We start from the raw sequence: 20,198 nt of genomic DNA on the forward strand, positions 1-20,198 counted from the left end.
TAACAATTAACGAATTTTATTATATTTTCTTTACAACATAAAGTACTCTTTCACTATTTTCATTTACTTTATTATTAGAATACCCTTCAAACTTATTTATTATTTTAAATTTACATTTAGTTAGCATTTTTTCTATATATTCTTCTTTATATGCACGCTCAAAATGTTCTTCTTGAAATTTTTCATAAAGATTATTTTCAGTTTTTACAAAAAAAGTTAAAAACATATTTAATATGTCATCTTCAAAAGAATTTTCCCATGTGTAAAAAATATCATCACAATTATAAGTAAATATATTATTCCCTAGTATTGAAGAAAGTTTATAATATGAGTTTATATCAAAGATAAACAATCCTTCTTCATTTAAGTGCTCATAAACATTCGAGAAATAACTAAATAACTCTTCATCTTCGGTTATATAGTTAGTACTGTCAAGAACAGATGTTATAAGGTCAAATTTTTTATTTAAGCTTAATTCACACATATCTTGACATATCACTTTAGCTTTAATTTTATTCTTTTTAAACTTATCAAAAGCTACATTTAACATATCATTTGATAAATCAACAGCGTATATGTTTTTAAAATTCTTCCCTACTCTAACTGCCACATTACCTGTGCCACAGGCTAAGTCTAAATAGTCCTGAAATTTCACATTATTTTCTTTGCAAAGTTCTATAATTTTTTTTTCAACATTATCGTAATCAATATCTTCATATATTAATTCATCATATATGTTTGCAAACTCCTTATATGCCATTTAAATTATCACGCCCTCAATTTAAGTATACTAATTCATCTAATATATTATATCGTAATTCTTTACTTAGTCAAATTAGCCAACACTTGCCAGGCACTATTTTATATTATTTTTCTTTCTCTTTGCCATTATTCCACCTATTCGGCCTGTTTCCACAGAAGATAGTCCCCCCCATCCTTCTTTCTTAACTTTATCAGTTAATCCTAATTCTTCAGCAATTTCATACTTAATTTTCTCTCTTATCTTCTCTTCTTCCGTAAGTTCTTTATTTGCTTTAATCTTAGCCTTTATAATTTTTTTTACTGATTTATTATTGCTCATTTTATATCCCTGCCAATCTATTTTTAATTTTTTCATCTCTAAATTTTGTTGCTTTCCTAATGATAACCATGAATTAATTCTTTTAAAATTATTCTAATCAAATTTATCTTAAATAAAGAAATACAGTAAAGTTAAACATTATTGTTATTATTATTTCCTTCAAGTGTTTGTACTATTCTAAGAAAATATTTTTTCAAAAAATCGCCCTAATTTTATTTCAGTATATTCTGTGTATGTTACAGTACGACCAGTTTATGGTATAAATATGCATAAGTATACACTTAAATTTATAGTCTTACTAATTAATGGAATATTAATAGACAATGAATAGTTTTTTTCAACTTATTTTGCTCAATCACTTGATATTTATTCAATATTTAACTATAGTATTTGTATGTGTAAAAATAATTATAAATAAAATTAGGAGGGATTATTGTGTATAATGTTGCAATAGTTGGGGCTACTGGAAATGTAGGTAGAAAATTTTTAGAAATCTTAGAAGAAAGAAACTTTCCAGTAAAAAATTTATATCTTTTCGCATCAAAAAGATCAGAAGGTAGTACTTTACCATTTAAAGGAAAGGATTATGTTGTTGAAGAAACTTGCGAAAAAAATATAAAAGATAAAAAAATTGATTATGCACTATTTTCAGCTGGTGGAGATGCTAGTAAAGAATTTGCACCTGTATTTGCAGAGTATGGGGCTGTAGTAATTGATAATAGTAGTGCTTGGAGAATGGATCCTGAGGTACCACTTGTAGTGCCAGAAGTTAATCCAGAGGATATAAAACTTCATAAAGGAATTATCGCAAATCCAAATTGTTCTACAATTCAAGCTATGCCTATAATGAAAGCTTTACATGATAAATATGGCATAAAAAGAATTGTATATTCTACTTATCAAGCAGTATCAGGAGCAGGTATCCAAGGTATTAAAGATTTAGAGGATGGCGTTAAAGGCATAGCACCTAAGAAATTCCCTTATCCTATAGCAGGTAATGTATTACCTCATATCGATGTTTTCTTAGAAGATGGCTATACTAAAGAAGAAGAAAAAATGATTAAGGAAACAAGAAAAATACTTCATGAACCAAACTTAAGAGTAACTGCTACTACTGCCAGAGTTGCTGTACTTAATGGTCATAGTGAAAGTATCAATGTTGAGTTAAATTCAGAATTTGATATAAAAGATATTTTTGAATTATTAGGAAACACTGCAGGTGTAACTGTATATGATGATGTTAAGGAATTAAAATATCCTACTGCACTTGAAGTTTCTGGAAAAGATGATGTTTATGTTGGAAGAATTAGAAGAGATTTCAGTGTAGACAATGGTCTAAACTTATGGGTTGTTGGTGATAACATAAGAAAAGGAGCAGCTCTTAATGCTATTCAAATAGCTGAAATTATGATTAAAGACAATAAATAGTCTATAGCAATTATGTTGGGGGAATCTAAATGTCAATATTTCAAGGCTCGGCTGTAGCTATAGTAACCCCTTTTAATGAAAATGGAGTTAACTTCGAAAAACTTAAAGAATTATTAGAATGGCACATTAGTCAAGGTACTGATGCTATTGTAATTTGTGGTACTACAGGTGAAGCTACTACAATGACAGAAAAAGAGAAAAAAGATACAATTAAATTTACAGTTAATATAATAAACAAAAGAATTCCTGTAATTGCAGGTACTGGGTCAAACAATACTGCTTCTTCTATTTATATGAGTAAGTATGCTGAAAGTGTTGGGGTTGATGGACTTCTTGTCATTACTCCATATTACAATAAGACTACTCAAAAAGGTTTAGTAAAGCATTTTAAAGCTATTAATGATGAAGTAAAGACACCAATAATACTTTATAATGTTCCTAGCAGAACTGGAGTAAATATTACTCCAAAAACATTAGCTGAGCTTTCAAAGTTAAATAATGTTGCTGCTATAAAAGAAGCAAGTGGAGACATCAGTCAAATAGCACAAATGAAAGCATTATGCAGAGATTCTATTGATATTTATTCTGGTAATGATGATCAAATTGTTTCTATTATGTCATTAGGTGGAAAAGGTGTAATATCAGTTTTAGCTAATATAATTCCAAACAAAGTGCATACTATAGCTAAAGAATGTTTAAACAATAATTTTAAGGAAGCTTTAGACATCCAGCTAGATACTTTAGCATTAACTAACACTTTATTTATAGAAACAAATCCAATCCCAGTTAAAACAGCTATGAATCTTATGGGATTCGATGTTGGTCCTTTAAGGCTTCCTCTTTGCGAAATGGACAGTAACAATGAAGAAATACTAAAAGCTGCTTTGATAGATAATAAATTGATGTAAGGTGATAAGATGATAAAAATAGTATTGAATGGTTGCTCAGGTAAAATGGGTAAAATGATTACTGAGTGTGCTGCAAAATTTAAAGGTGTAGAAATAATTGCCGGAATTGATAAGTATCCTAGCAATGCTTCATACCCAATTTTTGAAACTATACAAGATTTAAATATAGATTATGATGTATTACTAGACTTTTCTAGAGCTGACGCTCTTCATGATCTATTAGAAATAACTGAAAAAACTAACAAACCATTAGTAATATGTTCAACTGGGTTTACACAAGAGGATTTAGCTTTAATAGATGAAAAGAGTAAATCTTTAAAGTTATTTAGATCAGGCAATATGTCTTTTGGTATTAATTTAATAAATTCTGTATTAAAGAAAATTACTCCGATGCTATATGGAAACTTCGATATTGAGATAATTGAAAAACATCACAATCAAAAAGTAGATGCACCAAGCGGTACTGCAATTATGCTTGCAGATTCCATTAAGAATTCTATAAAAGATTCTACAAAGTATATATATGGCCGTGAAGGAAATTCTAAAAGAGAAGAAAGTGAAATTGGAATACACGCTGTTAGAGGCGGAGCTATTATAGGAGATCACGATGTTATTTTCGCTGGATCTGGTGAAGTAATTGAGTTAACTCATAAAGCAATTTCAAGAGAAGTTTTTGCAGTTGGTGCTTTAAAAGCATGTGAATATATGGCTACAGTGACTAACCCAGGATTATATGACATGAATGATGTTATAGGACTTGAATAAAGATTATTAATCAAAAGAAACAGAAGAGATATTTCATCCCTTCTGTTTCTTTTAATATTTTAATCACTAAACTGTAATATTCTAAATTGGAAATAAAACTCCTGCCATGTATATAACAGAGGTAAGTGTAATGGCACTAAGAATTGTTGAAACCATTACTTCCTGAGATGCGAAGTCCTGCTCATTATCATATTCCACAGCAATTAAGGCTGTATTTACAGCTGTTGGTACTGAATAAGAAATAAGCAGTGTTTGCGCAATAATTCCTGAAAATCTAAATGCGTGTATCAATATTAATGCTAGTAAGGGACCAATAATCAAACGTGTAAAAACCGCTATATTTACATTAATATTCCTAAAATCAAATTCAGTTTTTGAAAGTTGAACCCCTAATGTTATTAATGCTATAGGTACAAGTCCCCCTTTTATGTATTCAAGGGCAGGCCATAATGGTGTTGACGTTATATCAATCTTTAGATATTTAAGCATAAGTGCAAGAGGCATAGCATATATAGATGGCATTGTAAGAATTTTATGAATAGATTCCTTAATATTCATTTTAGCTCTTCCGGCATTATAAAGGCCAACTGTATTCATTGTAATATTCATAAAAATTAAAATCATAATCTGAGCTGCTAGCGCTTCATTTAGGTATGGTGTCTTTCCATCAATGATATATGGTGTACTTCCAAAAATAAGTGTAATAAGAGAAACTCCTATATTACCTGTATTATTAAACATAATAGAATTTTTAAATGCATTTTCCTGGCTTATCTCATATTTTCGAAACTTTGAAACAATTCTTGATATTAGATCATTGACTATTAAATATACGATGCTAAAAAGTAATATTTTAAGCATATCAAAAGATAAATTAGTAGTATAAATGTTGTAAAATATAAAGCCCGGCACAAATATATAAAAATTTAATTTGCTAAGTGTAAAAATATTCAAATCAAATTTTTTGCTTACTATATATCCTAATCCTATTAATGTAAAAATAGGTATAATATTATTTCCTAATATATGTAAAAAAATCAACATTCTTATTGCCCCCTAATAAGCTTAAAGCCCTTTTCCTTTGTCAATAAAGTTAATATAAAATAGCTATCCAACATGTATATTAACACCCTGGATAGCTATTAAATTAAGGTTATTGCTATTCTTTAATATAAGAACAACAATAATCTGCTACTTCTTTTATAATTAGATTAAACTTAGAATTAGCTGGAACTGTGAAGGACTCTCCTTCTTTGTATGTAACAAATTTATCGCTGCCTGGCAGTTTAACATCCATTGAGCCTCCTAAAACTTCCATTATTTCTTTATCTCCAGTACCAAATTCATAGTCACCTGGAAGCATTATACCTAAAGTTTTTCTTTCGCCATCTTCAAATATAATAGTTCTGCTGGTTACCTTTCCATCAAAATATACATTTGCTTTTTTTACTGCTGTTACATTTTTAAATTCACTCATTGTAATGCCCCTTACTTATTTTTTTATTTATAATATAGTAATTTACCAAAAAATAATTATAATTATTTTAATAAAACTACTTAATTAACTATTTGGAAAGTTCTTTTTCAAAAAAACTTCAAGCCTATCAAATGCTTCTTTTAAAATTTCATCACTATAGCAATAAGATATTCTCATGTAGCCTTCTCCTAAATCTCCAAATGCAGTTCCTGGTACACAGGCAAGTTTTCCTTCATTTAAAAGTTTTTCACAAAATTCTTCCGCTGGCATATTAAATTTTTTAATTGAGGGAAAGATATAAAACGCCCCTTTAGGTTCTGAAACATCCAAATTAAGTGCTTTTATCCTATCCATGCAATAATTTTTTCTTCGCTCAAAGGTTTTTCTCATAGTTTCAACATCATTTAATGATTTTTTAAGCCCTTCTAAAACACCATATTGTGCTATAGATGGCGCACAGGATACACCATATTGATGTACCTTCATTATTTCTTTCATATATCTTTCACAGCATGCTACATACCCTATCCTAAGGCCTGTCATAGAGAATATTTTTGAAAAACCACTTACATATATGACTTTTTCTTTTATTTCACTTGCTTGCGCAACTGAATAATATTCATCAAATATTATAGCTGAATACATTTCATCTGTTATAACTATTATATCTTTTTCTTTTATTATTTCAACAAGTTCATCCCTTTGCTCTTTAGATAAAATTGCCCCAGTCGGGTTAGATGGAAAAGATAACATTAATACCTTGATATTTTCTTTTTCTAGTTTTTCTCTAATTACACCTATATCCAGCGTAAAATCCTCTCTTAATGGATATGTTACAACGTCTGCACCTATCATAATTCCGATATTCTCATAAGCTGGATAAGCAGGTCCTGGAAGTAAAATTTTCTCTCCTGCATTCATTACAGCAAATAGTACTGAATATAACCCTTCACTACCTCCTACTGTTATACATACCTCTTCTTTATCATAGCTAATTTCAAATGTATTTAAATACCTGCAAATCTCCTCTCTAAGTTCATCTATTCCAGCATTTGAGGTATAAACAGTTTTATTATCATTGATAGCTTTAATCATAGCATCTGATATATCTATTGGTACAGGAAAATCTGGCTGTCCTAAAGTCAATGAAATCGCACCATCAACTTTTTTTACCTTTTCCGCAAACCTTCTAATTCCTGAAATTTGTATTTTCTCAACTTGTTTATTCATAATTTATTTGCCCCCTGTATTTGCAATATAAACTTATTTTACAACATTACCAAAATTGATTCAAACTATTTGTATTTTTTTGCTTCTTCCTCTTTTAATTGTGTTTAATCTTTATTATAATAAGGTTGATTGCGAAAATAATGGAAAGGGTGATATAATGTCATATAATTTAACAGATCCTTATGAAATTGCTAGATTTATTAAGGAATCAAAAAAATCAACTCCAGTGAAAGTTTATGTAAATGGAGATTTAAGCAATGCTGACATGAATGATGTAGAATGGTACGGTTCTAACGGATTTTATATACTAATGGGAGAATCTGATTCTATAACTAAGATAGTATTAGATAATAAACATCTTATTAAACATTTCAGAATAGAAAATGATAGAAGAAATTCAGCAATTCCAATGCTTGACTTACTTGAAGTTGATGCAAGAATTGAGCCAGGTGCTATCATAAGAGATAAAGTGACCATTGGCAAAAATGCTGTTATCATGATGGGAGCAGTAATAAATATTGGTGCTGAAATCGGCGATGGAACTATGGTAGATATGAATGCAGTAGTTGGAGCTCGTGGACAATTAGGTAAAAATGTTCATTTAGGTGCTGGTGCTGTCGTTGCTGGTGTATTAGAACCACCTAGTAAAGAACCATGCATGATAGGTGATAACGCTTTAATAGGAGCAAACTCAGTAATTCTTGAGGGTGTTAAGATAGGTGCAGGCAGCGTTGTTGCAGCCGGTTCTGTTGTTACTGAAGATGTACCTGCTAATGTTGTAGTTGCTGGATCACCTGCAAAAATAATAAAAGAAGTTGATGATAAAACAAAAGATAAAACTCAAATCTTAGATGATTTAAGAAAATAGAACACATTAACTTATTTTACTTGGCTTACATAGAAAACTAAAAGGTTTCAATAAATTTAATATTTATTGAAACCTTTGCTTTTAACCCTAAAAAATAACAATGTATTTAATAATCTAATAATTATATAAATTTCTATTATTCTTTAATTATACAGCTCCTTCTTCCCCACTTATCTCTTCTTTATTAGCCCTTTCCATTTTTGAAATTGACACTTCATATGCAACTTTTTTAACTACTTCACTGTCAGATACTTTCTTTTGATATTCTCTACTTTGAAGTCTTCCCCATACTTTAATATTGTCACCAACACTTAATGTTTGGCAAAATCTCGAATTTCTTCCCCACGCAATTGTTGGAATATAATCTGATTTATTATATGCTCTATTTACAGCTAAAAGCACATCTGCAATTTCACGACCAAAAGGTGTCGTTCTATAAATTGGTTCCTTGCAAATATATCCATCTAAAAATATTTCATTAGGATTTTTACTTCTTTCTAAGCATGGCTCAATATTTCTAGCAAACACAGTAAGTATAAGCTTATTAGATCCATCAATAAATTTATTATAAGATCTAAGTTGTCCTTCAACTATTACGTCTATACCCACTTCTAATTTAATATCACTCAATAATCTTTCTGAAACAGTAATATTTAATGTATCTACTGAGTCACTTAATCTCATTACATCTAAATCAAAAGTGTAGAACCCCTCCCCATACATTTCATGGCTAAACTCTAATCCAGATGTTACCTTGCCTTCAAGGTAAATTTTGTTATTTAACATTAAATTATCCATTGTAATCCCTCTCTCCATCGGAAATTATTTTATTTTGTGTAATATATGCTCCCACTTGCATATATTACCATTATAATACAAATACTAGTTAATTTTCAATAAATATTAATTATTTTTATCTGACAGCTAATTTCCACTAATAAATCCCACGTGGTAATCAGTTTCTAGACATTGCGCCTATTATGATGAAGTCCGCTAAGATTCAGTCTCAGCTGAATCAAGTTTCACTTTATGTTGAATCCCTTGATTGTCTACATTATAGTCTTTAGAGTATATCATTTCACCAACAGTTTTGAACTCATAGCCTTTCTCTTTTAATTCCTTTATAATCCTATCTAAGTCCTCTGGGGTATACTTAGCATTGTGAAATAGAATAATAGATCCCGGCTTAACATTCTTCATAACTCTATTGTACTCTGTTTCAGCTGATAACTCTTTCCAATCAACAGAATCAACATCCCATTGGATGGTCATATATCCTAAGTTTCTCACTTTTGAAAAAGCATCTTTATTATAATCTCCACTTGGAAATCTAAATAATTTAGGTCTTTCTCCTGTATATTTCTCGATTGTATCATTTGTTTTTTCAATTTCTTCCTTCATCCTATCTGATCCTATTTTTACAAAGCTAGGATGCTTATAAGAATGATTTCCTATTTCATGCCCCCCTTCCTTGATTGCTTTTAGCTTATTTACATTATCTTCACTGTAATTTACCCATCCTCCCATTATGAAGAATGTTCCTTTAACATTATATTTTTTCAATACGTCTAATATTACATTAGTTGTATCATTTTCAGTCCAATTTATATCAAAAGTCAAACTTACTACTTTATCATTAGTATCAACACAATAAATTGGTGCTTCTTCATGAATATTACCTATAGCCTGTGTAGCTTTGCTAATTCCTATTGACACAAATATAAGACAAATAATTAATATTAAATCTATTCCTATCCTCTTTTTCTTCCATACCACTTTTAATACCCCTTTAACTATATATTTCTTATATAAACTATATTCACATTTATGGGATTTATGCTATTGCAATCACATTACATTTTTAATTTATCTTTTACTAACTATTCACTAAAAATTTTTTTGTGTTATAATAGAAGAAGATTTTCATCAATTATGGAGGTAATTATGTACGAAAGTTCATCAGAATTAGCAGAAAATAAGTTACTTATGTTATATGTATTAAAATCTATTAAAGATCCAATCTCAAATACTCAGCTTACTGAAATAATTCTTGAAAATAACTTTATTAATTATTTTACATTCCAACAATATTTATCAGAGCTAGAGGAATCCAATTTCGTTGAATATCAAGAAGTTAATGATAAAAAACTATTAAGACTAACTGAAAAAGGAGATACCGTCCTTTCATTGTTTATAGACAGAATATCTCCTTCAAAAATATCTATTACTAATGATTATATAAAAGAAAAAATTGATTCTATTAAAAAAGAATTAACTATTCATGCGGATTATACTCTCGGTTCAAATGATAGTTTCATTGTTGATTTAAAGGCAATAGAAGATAATTCACTATTAATGGAATTAAAATTATCTGTCCCTTCCAAGAATCAAGCAATCTCAATTTGCAATAAGTGGAAGGAAAATCCTTCTGAAATATATACTAACGTAATTAATTTACTTATTAACTAACTAAAATTTCATAGTGTCATCTACTAAGGTCATACTATTAGGTTCAGATCCTATTGGTATGATTTTTATTTTTTTATCCTTCATGTTCACTATATTTAACAATCCATTTAAATAATCACCTACAAATAAATTATCTTTTACTTTTACAATTCCTCTTGGCATACCACCAATATTTATTTTATTCTCTTCCTTTGACTCATTTAAATTTACTACACTAATAGATCCATCACACAAATTTGAAACATATAAGTAATTACTCTCTTCAAATAAATCTACTGGTGAATAGCCAACTGTAAGTATATTAATTAAATTTAAAGTTTTCAAATCTATAATTCCTATACTTCCATTCTTATCATGGCCAAGATAACTCATACACACGTATAAATATTTCTTATTTTTTGAAATATTTATTTTTATAGGTGTACTTTCTACTTTAATTCTCTTTATTTCTTTATTATTAAGATAATCAACTACTGATATACTATCATCACCCATATTGCTGATAAATATAAGATTTTCTTCTTCAAGTAAAGTTATATTATGTGGAAACCTTCCTGTAGGTACTTCAAAATTAATTCTTTCATTTACTAAGTCATATACAATCACAGAATTAGATTCTCCACAAGATACATAAGCAATGTCATCATATGCTACAATGTCATTGGGATGAGCTCCAACATATAGATTATTTTCTTCCTTAAATTTATTGAAATCAACTATAGATATACTATTATTATAGTTATTAGCCACTAAAATCTTACCTTTATAAAGCGATAATCCATGAGGACCAAATGGACTTTCACCAATAGATAAAATTATACTTTGAGTCTTTAAATTCTCAGTATCAATTTTGTTTAAACTATCTGAACCAGTGTTACATAAAATAATATAGCTCATTCCATTTTCCTCCTTTAAAGATAATCACTCTACTATCTATAATATATTCTAAAAATATATTATTGGCACAAATTATTAGATGTACTATCTTTATTTATTGACAGATTTCTATTATAATAAAGGAAACTCGACTCACATACGTTTGCTGAGTGCTCACAGAGTAAGCGACCATCATCAAATCATAGATGCCCACAGGGAAAGTTCATGTTTCCAAATATAAAAACTCTAAAGAGAAAGTTCGAAGAACGAAATGTAAAATTTCGATTCTCACTTTTTGGACATTCACTTTTGAGATGTCTGCTTAAGTGATGATTCACACAAAATCATATTGTACTTTATATTGCTTACTCGACGTATAATAGAGTTGTATTTATAATATGAAATTATTTCAAAGGAGTGTGTTTAATGTTTTCATATAAAACATCTGGAGTGTGTTCAAGCACTATAAATCTTGAAATTACTAATAATATTGTCGAAAATGTAGAATTTGTTGGAGGCTGTGCTGGAAATCTTTTGGGAATAGGACATTTAGTAAAAGGCATGCCAGTTGACGAAGTTATTGAAAGATTAAAAGGAATAGATTGCAAAAATAAAGGTACATCTTGTCCTGACCAATTATCCAAAGCTCTATTAGCTTGGAAAGAGGCATCAGCATAGACTTGAATATGCAAAATTAAAATTAGACTAGCTATACATCAACCAAAATTATATAAATGTTTGCTCACTGAACTATGAAAATTTCGCAAAAAGCACTTGATAGAGACCCGTATCCACTTAAGCTTGCTCCAATTTCATTTAGACAAGTTTAAGTGAACACCCCTCCATTAAGTGCTTTTTGCAGCTTATTTTTAAATGCCTTCTTCGCAAATGTTTATATAATTTATTTGGCTTTGATATATACTTAGTCTATTAAATCTTGTATATATTTTTAACTATAAATAAATATTAAAGCTAACTTTTCTATTGTAGATAATATTCTCTTTCACCTGACAGTAGTGACAATGTATTCGTCACTTCTTCTATTACATCTTTATAGCTTAAATATATGTCAATATTTATGATACTAAAATCCTCGCTAATTTCTTTTACTTTACCATATAAGTATTTTCCTTTATCCATAAGGTTTTTTAAGATATAATTATGTTCCTTAGGAACATAACCAATTACATAGCCTGAAGTAGTTATTATTTCAATAGCATTTGAATCAAACTGATTATCAGCTTCCCTTTTTAAATAAACAATATCATCTTCAAATAATCTATTATACACTTCACTCATATCAACGTAATTAGTGCCTGCAATATTTACATTTATTAAATAAACATCTTTAACATGAATATCTATGTGCATATTATCGCTGACTTCTACATATCTCTTTTCTTTATCATTTGAGCTAATTAATAAAGAATTAAGTGATCTTCGTACATTTCCCACCATCTCCGAACCGATTGCATCATTAATTACTTCCTTATCAAAAGTATCAAATTCATCTTTAAATCTTTGTAAATTTACTGCTGCCTGAATTCTTGTTTCAATTAGCGGTGATCTTAGGGCTTGGAGATTAAGCTCTTTATACTTATCTTGAAAATCGTCATATTGAGAGTACTTTATTATTATAAAAAAGCAAATATGCACTATATCATCATAATCCAAACTTTCAATTTTTAACTCATCTTGACCTCTAAAAATTTGATCCAATGGCAGCTTCTGCAATCCTAAATCCAATGCACATTTTTTTATTGCTTTATTCCCTACTGAAAAAGCATATTTATATAATAATGCATTAGTACAATCTCTTTTTAATATTGTTTCATATTCCTTTTTTCTTAATTTATATTTAGTCTTTTCAGCACAACTTATAATAACACTGCTTTCAATTTCAATATTTAATATTTCCTTTGATATTATTTCATGCCAAACATCTTTTTTACAAATTACTTTGCACTTCTCAATAATATCTTTGTATTCATCATTAAATTTATATGAAACTGAATTTTTCCTATTCTTATAATCATCAATTATAACTGCTTCTATAGAATAAAGAATCGATATAACTACATATAATGAATAAATTCCTCCATTAAGCTGATCTATAATATCTAATAATTTATTGCAAACTTTTATTGAATCTTTAATATCATCTAATCCATAATCAGATAATAATATACTAATTGATTTAGATAAAAGCTCTAATTCTTCATTATCAAACTTAGTATTTTCTAAATAATCTAATAAATCTAATGAAAGCATACAATAGGATAATAATTCAGTTACTCCTACACTATTGTCACAACCTTCTTCAATCATCCACTTTCTAATTTCATAATTTATTGGTCTAAGATTCATTACACAAAATACTTTACCGTATCCTTTAGATTTTTTTGATATTTCAAAAATAATATCATTACAATTCCCTATATACTCATAAGCTTTCACTACATAAAATAGATAATCATTATGAATTGAAAAAACACTTAATATTTCTTTTGTATTTTCAACATTACAAATAGGTGCAAGTAGTATACCTAATTTTATTTCTTCATTGCATCCACTATATAGAAGAATCCTATTTACAATTTCCTTTATCTCAGTATTGATATTGCTTTTATAACTCAATAACGCTTCAATAATATTAATCAAATTTTCATAATAATTTATAATCGGATTTAAAGTTATATATCCATTTAAATTACTTAATCTTTCTTCTATAGAAATATCACTAGTTAAGATCTGCACTAATTCATTAGCCAATCTATTCTTTTCATATTCATGTAGTGGACGCAATTTATTTGTAATACTTTTATATTCCCTTATACCAGCTGTTTCGAAGTCTTGATAGCTATACAGTTCACCTGAATTTCTATCATGAAACTCTTTTAAATCATAATAGACTGATTTTTTATTATACATTATACTCTCTTTATTTCTTTTAACCATATAACTTTCATTACTCCTTTTCTTTAATTGAAATTGTAACGACATTCTATGTTTTATTTTATTTTTGAAGTTATTATTTTTCTCATATCTCCAATCATATATAGTGAACCGCTAATTAATATTAAATCTTCTTTTCCTGCTTCATTTAGCGCCAAACACAAGGCATCTTCATAATTTTCACATGCAATAGTATTAGGATTATAATTTAATATCTCATTTTTTAAATCTTCACATAGTTCAGCCCTTTCACTATGAGGTGTTAAAGCATAAACTTTTTCTGCTATTGGAGTTATCTCTTCTATCATTTCTTTAACTTGTTTATCAGCTAAAATTCCAAGTAACAAATACAATTTATTATATTTAAAGTACTTACATATATTTTTTCGAAGAGCCTTAATACCATCTATATTATGTGCTCCGTCAATAACTATAGTCGGCTTCCTCCCTAATACTTCAAGTCGTCCAATCCACTTAACATCCCGTAAAGATTCTTCTATTTTATCTTTTTCTAGCTCTATTCCTTCTGCTTCGCATAATACTTCGACAGTATTTAGCGCAACACCTAAGTTTAGTATTTGATGCATACCAAGTAATGGCAGTTTAATATTATATGTATTTTTATAACTTTTAATTTCTACATCTTGATATAATTCTTCATAGTTAATATCAATTAAGCTTCCGTTTTCTCGTTTTACAAAATACACCTGACTATTCTTCTCTTTTGCTGTTTCTAATATTACTTTATTTACTGCTTCCTCTTGAGGATATAATACAACTGGTACTTGCTCTTTAATTATTCCGGCTTTTTCCTTTGCAATATCTTTTATATTGTCACCTAATATATTTAAATGATCTAAACTTACAGAAGTAATTACAGATACTTTTGGAGTTATTACATTGGTTGAATCCAATCTTCCTCCAAGGCCAACTTCAATTACAGCATAGTCTACTTTTTCATTGTAAAAATGTAAAAACATAAGAGCCGTTATAATCTCAAATTCAGTTGGATGCTCATACCCTTCTTCGATTACTTTATTTATTGCTTTTTTTACTTCTTCTAATAATTTTACTAATGTATCCTTATTAATATTCTTTCCATTTATCTGAATTCTTTCTTCAAATTCTTCTAAGTAAGGCGATGTGTACATTCCAACCTTATATCCAAGACCTCGCAGTATTTTTGTAACCATAGCTGTAGTAGATCCTTTGCCATTAGTTCCAGCTATATGTACTAACTTAAGTTTTTCATGAGGATTTCCAAGTAGTTCTAAAATTCTAAAGGTTCTTTCAAGTCCATAATTCGAACCAAATCTTCCCACACTTGATATATAATCCATTGCTTCTTTATACGTCATGTTCATTTTTCTTTACCTCTTGTCTTTTCTATTATCCATTTTCTTTATTTAAGTAATTTGCATGTATTACTTTACATTATATCTCAATTATAGGTAAAACACTAATATAAAAATATACGAAAAGGTCAATGGTAAGTTATACTTGGCTAGATTTATATATTTTCCATACACTAAAATTCAATTTATCTCATAATAAAGGGCTTGTAAGTTTCCTTTCCTCTAAATAATTATACACTTTGAAAAAAACAGCCCCTATAATACCTTTTAATTTTTAAATTTACTAATTTCGCTCCATACCAAAGATATTAAAATACTGCTTAATAAAATGGATATTATAATTAAAACAGAATTTGTAACTGAAATTTCAATATGCCAAAAGAGTAATAATAACTTTATACCAGTAAATATTAATATGCATCCCACTCCATATTTCATAAATTTAAACATATAATTCATTCTCTCTAAAATGTAATACATACTTCGTAAACCTAATATTGCAAATATGTTGGAAGTATATACTATAAAGGTATCTGTAGTTATTGAAAAAATAGCTGGTATTGAGTCTATTGCAAATATAATATCTGAAAACTCTATAATTAGAAGTACTACTAATAAAGGTGTAGCATAAAGTTTTTTATTTTGTATAACAAAAAATTTATTTCCATGCAAAGCATTTGTTATTGGAATCACTTTTCTTAAAAATTTTACCGCGAAGTTATCCTGAAATTGCATATTCTCTTCTTCTCTAAGGAATATTTTTATACCACTAAGTAATAATATTATACCAAATATTGAAAGTAAAAAACTAAATTTACTTACCATGGCAACACCTAGTAGTATAAATATTAGCCTCAATACCATAGCGCCAATAACGCCATATAAAAGAACTCTTTCCTGGAACTCCTCTTTTATTCTAAAGCTTGAGAAAATCATTAGAAATAAAAATAAATTATCTAAGCTTAACGACATTTCAACTATGTAACCACCAAAATACTCAACAGCTGATCTTTCACCTCTTGTATAATAAACTAAAATATTAAATAAAATTGATAAGGATATCCAAAATATTAAATTAAATAAATATCTTTTTGTTCTCAAAATTTAAATACCTCCAAAATAGTATTCTTAAAATTATATATATTAATTATTATTTTCTTATATCCTTACTTTACAGAATTTTTAATAAAATAATTTTTCTCAATTAAAAAAGTTTCAATTCAAATTATGAATTGAAACTTTTTAAACAACTTATAAACTCAAATTAAATGTATTTTGTTATTAACCTAAAGCCTTTATTCTTGCTTCAACAGCTTCTAACATTTCTACATATTTAACTCTCTTTTCTTTTTCAGCATCTATAACTGCGGCTGGTGCTTTAGCTACGAAGCCTTGATTTCCTAGTTTTTTATCTATTCTATCAATTTCGCCTTCTAACTTCTTTAATTCCTTATTTAATCTATCTAATTCTTTTTCCTTATCAACTAAATCTAAAAGCGGCATAAATAATTCTCCACCTTTAACAACTAAGGACACAGCATTAGCTGGAACATTTGCTTTATCAGTTATAAATTCAACTTCTGAAGCTGAAGCTAATTTTTCAATATATGCAGAACCTGCATTAAATGCCTTCTTAGCATCTTCAGCAATATAACAAATTACTTTTGCTTTTCTTGAAGGTGGTACGTTCATTTCAGCTCTAACATTTCTTAAACCTTTAATTGCCTCAATTACAAAAGCCATATCATTTTCAGCTTCTTTATTAACTAAAGCCTCATCAAAAACAGGCCAAGCTGAAGTTGTTATTGTTTCTTCGTCACTTAAATGAGTAAAGATTTCTTCTGTTATAAATGGCATAGCTGGGTGCAATAATTTTAATCCTGTAATTAAAACAGTATTTAACACGTTATAAACTATTCCCTTAGCATTCTCATCATCACCATAGAATACTGGCTTAACAAGTTCTATATACCAATCACAGAATTCAGTCCACATAAAGTCATAAATCTTTTGCATAGCAATTCCTAACTCAAACTTATCCATGTTTTCTGTAACTTCTTTAATCAAAGTATTCATTTCAGATAAAATCCATTTATCAGCCAAAGAATATTCTTTGCAATCTTTATATTTGTTCATTATATCTTTATCAAGATTCATCATAACAAATCTTGAAGCATTCCAAATCTTATTAGCAAAGTTTCTTGAAGACTCAACTCTTTCTGGGTAATATCTCATATCATTACCAGGAGCATTACCAGTTGCTATCATAAATCTTAAAGCATCAGCTCCATAAGTGTCAATAACTTCTAATGGATCAACCCCGTTTCCTAAAGATTTACTCATTTTTCTTCCTTGAGAATCTCTAATTAAACCATGAATAAGAACAGTATCAAATGGAGTTTCACCCATGCAGTGAAGTCCTGAGAATATCATTCTTGCAACCCAGAAGAATATAATATCATGACCAGTTACTAGCGTACTTGTTGGATAGAAGTATTCTAAGTCTTCTGTTTTATTTGGCCAGCCAAGTGTTGAAAATGGCCATAATGCAGAAGAAAACCACGTATCAAGAACATCATTATCTTGCTTTAAATTAGCACTTCCGCATTTACTACATGCTTTTGGTGCGTCTTCTAGTACCATCATTTCTCCACAATCTTGACAATAGTAAACAGGAATTCTATGTCCCCACCATAATTGTCTTGAAATACACCAGTCTTGAATGTTTTCCATCCAGTTAAAATATATCTTATCAAATCTTTCAGGAACAAACTTAGTTTTTCCGTTCTTAACTACTTCTATAGCTGGTTTTGCAAGAGCTTCCATCTTAACATACCATTGTTTTGATATTATTGGCTCTACAGTAGTTCCACATCTATCGTGAGTACCTACATTATGTGAGTGGTCTTTAATCTTAACCAATAGACCTAATTCTTCTAAGTCCTTAACTATAGCTTTTCTTGCTTCATATCTATCTAAGCCCTGATATTTTCCACCTAAGTGATTAATAACACCTTTATCATCCATAACTCTAATGATTTCAAGATTATGTCTTTTACCAACCTCAAAGTCATTAGGATCATGAGCTGGAGTCATTTTAACTGCACCAGTTCCAAATTCTAGATCAACATAATCATCACCAACAATAGGAATTTCTCTATTTACTAATGGAAGTATTACAGTTTTACCTATAAGATGTTTATATCTTTTATCGTTAGGATTTACAGCTACACCGCTATCTCCAAGTAAAGTTTCAGGTCTTGTAGTTGCGATTTCAAGGTAACCACTTCCATCAGCTAATGGATAGTTTATGTGCCAGAAATGGCCTGCTTGTTCTTCATATTCAATTTCAGCATCTGATAAAGCAGTTTCACAATGAGTACACCAATTAGTTATTCTATTTCCTTGATAAATTAAGCCTTCATTATAAAGCTTAACAAATACATGTTTTACTGCAGCACTAAGATTTTCATCCATAGTAAAAGCTTCTCTTGTAAAATCAGCTGAAACTCCAAGTTTTTTAACTTGATTTCTTATTGTAGCTCTATATTTATCGCTCCATTCCCAAACTTTTTCAAGGAAGGCTTCTCTTCCCATTTCTTTTTTATCATAACCTTGTTCAGCAAGCATGTTTGCAACTCTAACTTCTGTTGCAATAGATGCATGATCTTCTCCTGGTAACCATAACGCTGCATATCCTTGCATCCTTTTAAATCTGATAAGCATATCTTGAAGAGTATCATCAAATGCATGCCCTAAATGAAGCTGACCAGTTATATTTGGTGGTGGCATAACTATTGTATAAGGCTTTTTGCTTTTATCAACAACTGGTGTGAAATAGCCTTTTTCTTCCCAGTTTTTATAAATTCTTTCTTCAAATTCTTTTGGATCATAGGTAGTTGATATATTTTTCATTTCTTCTGACATTTTTTATTCCTCCAACTTAATTCAGTTTACAATTCACAGTTTACAATTTACAGTTATGGAGCAAATCCCTTTGGGATTTGAATGTTAACTTCCCATTGCTAGCTGTTAACTGCATAATAAAAGAGCTTACATCACAAAAGGACGAAAGCTCGCGGTACCACCTTTATTTCCACACAAACAATCTATATTGCTCTAATGGACTCTTAATTTAAATAACGATTCAGATAAACCGTCTTTAGCTACTGCTACTTCACTAAAGAAGCTCAAAAGCTACCTTCAAAATTTCCTGCATAAGGGTTTTCAGCTGCTCCCTCTCTCTTTCTAGTTCTCTCTAAATCTAACATTTAACAAAAAGAACCGTACTCCTCAGCTTTTATTGCGAGTTTCCAATAATGCCTCAAAATTTTTACTCCTCTTTTTCATTGCTTTTATCTATTAATTTACTTAAAATGATAGCCTATAGTATAAATTTTGTCAATAATAGTTTCTACATTAAATATATTTAACAACTTTTTAGCTGCCTTAATGCTTAGGCATGAAAAGAATTTGAGCCAATCTTCTTTATTATCATCTTTAAATAGAAATCCACGTAAACCAGCATGTTTAATATAAATATTTATATGTTTTTATATGAATAAACCTAATGTTATAAACTTCAAATGTTTTAGCTTGGACATTATATATATTAGCTCTCAGTTGTATGAATAATGGGAATTTTAATTTATTCTGAATTGATTCTAGTTCAGTACTTAGATATACGTCCCTTTTTAGAATTACGCATTAAAAAATCGTAAATTCAATCTTGATATGCTCCCTTTAAGGTAGACAGATTAAAAAATAAAAATCTGTTATTCGAAAG

General features: G+C 28.9%; 18 protein-coding genes and 1 other annotated feature. Of the genes, 6 read left to right on the forward strand and 12 right to left on the reverse strand.

Annotation, left to right across the window (positions count from 1 at the left end):
• Nucleotides 1-19: 19 nt before the first annotated feature.
• Both COL3_RS07685 and COL3_RS07690 read right to left on the reverse strand, forming a co-directional pair.
• Entirely contained in the window at nucleotides 20-760 is a 741-nt protein-coding gene (locus COL3_RS07685) for a class I SAM-dependent methyltransferase (protein WP_008420704.1), read from the reverse strand.
• Nucleotides 761-856: 96 nt separating this feature from the next.
• A complete protein-coding gene (locus COL3_RS07690) occupies nucleotides 857-1,081 on the reverse strand; it encodes a small, acid-soluble spore protein, alpha/beta type (protein ID WP_008420705.1) in 225 nt (74 codons plus the stop codon).
• Between the two features lie 435 nt (nucleotides 1,082-1,516).
• On the opposite strand from COL3_RS07690, the gene COL3_RS07695 reads away from it, so the two are divergent.
• Genes COL3_RS07695 through dapB form a run of 3 tightly spaced genes read left to right on the forward strand, consistent with a single transcriptional unit; the run spans nucleotide 1,517 to nucleotide 4,182 of the window.
• Nucleotides 1,517-2,509, forward strand: a complete 993-nt coding sequence (locus COL3_RS07695) for an aspartate-semialdehyde dehydrogenase (protein ID WP_008420706.1) — start codon at nucleotides 1,517-1,519, stop codon at nucleotides 2,507-2,509.
• A 29-nt stretch (nucleotides 2,510-2,538) separates the two neighbouring features.
• Entirely contained in the window at nucleotides 2,539-3,417 is an 879-nt protein-coding gene (gene dapA, locus COL3_RS07700; protein ID WP_008420707.1) for a 4-hydroxy-tetrahydrodipicolinate synthase, read from the forward strand.
• A 9-nt stretch (nucleotides 3,418-3,426) separates the two neighbouring features.
• Nucleotides 3,427-4,182 (forward strand): 4-hydroxy-tetrahydrodipicolinate reductase, encoded by a 756-nt coding sequence (dapB, locus tag COL3_RS07705; RefSeq protein WP_008420708.1) that lies wholly within the window; start codon nucleotides 3,427-3,429, stop codon nucleotides 4,180-4,182.
• Nucleotides 4,183-4,263: 81 nt separating this feature from the next.
• Here dapB and COL3_RS07710 read toward each other — a convergent pair whose 3' ends face one another.
• From COL3_RS07710 to COL3_RS07720, 3 genes are all read right to left on the reverse strand, one after another.
• Complete coding sequence (locus COL3_RS07710; RefSeq protein WP_008420709.1) at nucleotides 4,264-5,226, reverse strand: AEC family transporter; 963 nt, start codon at nucleotides 5,224-5,226, stop codon at nucleotides 4,264-4,266.
• A 115-nt stretch (nucleotides 5,227-5,341) separates the two neighbouring features.
• A complete protein-coding gene (locus COL3_RS07715) occupies nucleotides 5,342-5,659 on the reverse strand; it encodes a pyrimidine/purine nucleoside phosphorylase (RefSeq protein WP_008420710.1) in 318 nt (105 codons plus the stop codon).
• Nucleotides 5,660-5,743: 84 nt separating this feature from the next.
• Complete coding sequence (locus COL3_RS07720) at nucleotides 5,744-6,889, reverse strand: aminotransferase class I/II-fold pyridoxal phosphate-dependent enzyme (RefSeq protein ID WP_008420712.1); 1,146 nt, start codon at nucleotides 6,887-6,889, stop codon at nucleotides 5,744-5,746.
• A gap of 157 nt (nucleotides 6,890-7,046) precedes the next feature.
• On the opposite strand from COL3_RS07720, the gene dapD reads away from it, so the two are divergent.
• Complete coding sequence (dapD, locus tag COL3_RS07725; protein WP_008420714.1) at nucleotides 7,047-7,757, forward strand: 2,3,4,5-tetrahydropyridine-2,6-dicarboxylate N-acetyltransferase; 711 nt, start codon at nucleotides 7,047-7,049, stop codon at nucleotides 7,755-7,757.
• Between the two features lie 147 nt (nucleotides 7,758-7,904).
• Here the strand turns inward: dapD and COL3_RS07730 are convergent, their stop codons facing one another.
• Together COL3_RS07730 and COL3_RS07735 are read right to left on the reverse strand one after the other, a co-directional pair.
• Entirely contained in the window at nucleotides 7,905-8,555 is a 651-nt protein-coding gene (locus COL3_RS07730) for a single-stranded DNA-binding protein (protein WP_008420717.1), read from the reverse strand.
• Nucleotides 8,556-8,750: 195 nt separating this feature from the next.
• Nucleotides 8,751-9,533 carry a polysaccharide deacetylase family protein gene (locus tag COL3_RS07735; protein WP_008420718.1) on the reverse strand — a complete coding sequence of 261 codons (783 nt, stop codon included), beginning with the start codon at nucleotides 9,531-9,533 and terminating at the stop codon, nucleotides 8,751-8,753.
• Nucleotides 9,534-9,701: 168 nt separating this feature from the next.
• Here COL3_RS07735 and COL3_RS07740 point away from each other — a divergent pair, with 168 nt between their 5' ends.
• Nucleotides 9,702-10,226, forward strand: a complete 525-nt coding sequence (locus tag COL3_RS07740; protein WP_008420721.1) for a DUF4364 family protein — start codon at nucleotides 9,702-9,704, stop codon at nucleotides 10,224-10,226.
• On the opposite strand, the gene COL3_RS07745 is transcribed toward COL3_RS07740, so the two are convergent.
• Nucleotides 10,227-11,123, reverse strand: coding sequence for a YncE family protein (locus tag COL3_RS07745; RefSeq protein ID WP_008420723.1), 897 nt, complete (start codon nucleotides 11,121-11,123; stop codon nucleotides 10,227-10,229).
• 405 nt (nucleotides 11,124-11,528) lie between these two features.
• On the opposite strand from COL3_RS07745, the gene COL3_RS07750 reads away from it, so the two are divergent.
• Nucleotides 11,529-11,780: a TIGR03905 family TSCPD domain-containing protein gene (locus tag COL3_RS07750; RefSeq protein WP_008420725.1), complete on the forward strand. Its 252-nt coding sequence runs from the start codon at nucleotides 11,529-11,531 to the stop codon at nucleotides 11,778-11,780.
• Nucleotides 11,781-12,083: 303 nt separating this feature from the next.
• Here the strand turns inward: COL3_RS07750 and COL3_RS07755 are convergent, their stop codons facing one another.
• The 4 genes from COL3_RS07755 to COL3_RS07770 all read right to left on the reverse strand — a co-directional run bounded on the left by COL3_RS07755 (nucleotide 12,084) and on the right by COL3_RS07770 (nucleotide 19,339).
• Nucleotides 12,084-14,060, reverse strand: a complete 1,977-nt coding sequence (locus COL3_RS07755) for an HIRAN domain-containing protein (protein ID WP_008420727.1) — start codon at nucleotides 14,058-14,060, stop codon at nucleotides 12,084-12,086.
• Nucleotides 14,061-14,113: 53 nt separating this feature from the next.
• Entirely contained in the window at nucleotides 14,114-15,421 is a 1,308-nt protein-coding gene (locus tag COL3_RS07760; RefSeq protein ID WP_008420728.1) for a folylpolyglutamate synthase/dihydrofolate synthase family protein, read from the reverse strand.
• Nucleotides 15,422-15,679: 258 nt separating this feature from the next.
• Nucleotides 15,680-16,513 carry a TerC/Alx family metal homeostasis membrane protein gene (locus COL3_RS07765; protein ID WP_008420729.1) on the reverse strand — a complete coding sequence of 278 codons (834 nt, stop codon included), beginning with the start codon at nucleotides 16,511-16,513 and terminating at the stop codon, nucleotides 15,680-15,682.
• Nucleotides 16,514-16,693: 180 nt separating this feature from the next.
• Nucleotides 16,694-19,339: a valine--tRNA ligase gene (locus COL3_RS07770; RefSeq protein WP_008420730.1), complete on the reverse strand. Its 2,646-nt coding sequence runs from the start codon at nucleotides 19,337-19,339 to the stop codon at nucleotides 16,694-16,696.
• Nucleotides 19,340-19,473: 134 nt separating this feature from the next.
• Nucleotides 19,474-19,771: a binding site (T-box leader), on the reverse strand.
• Nucleotides 19,772-20,198: the final 427 nt, after the last annotated feature.

Source organism: Clostridium sp. LS, from assembly GCF_002760435.1.
Classification (GTDB): Bacteria; Bacillota; Clostridia; order Clostridiales; family Clostridiaceae; genus Clostridium.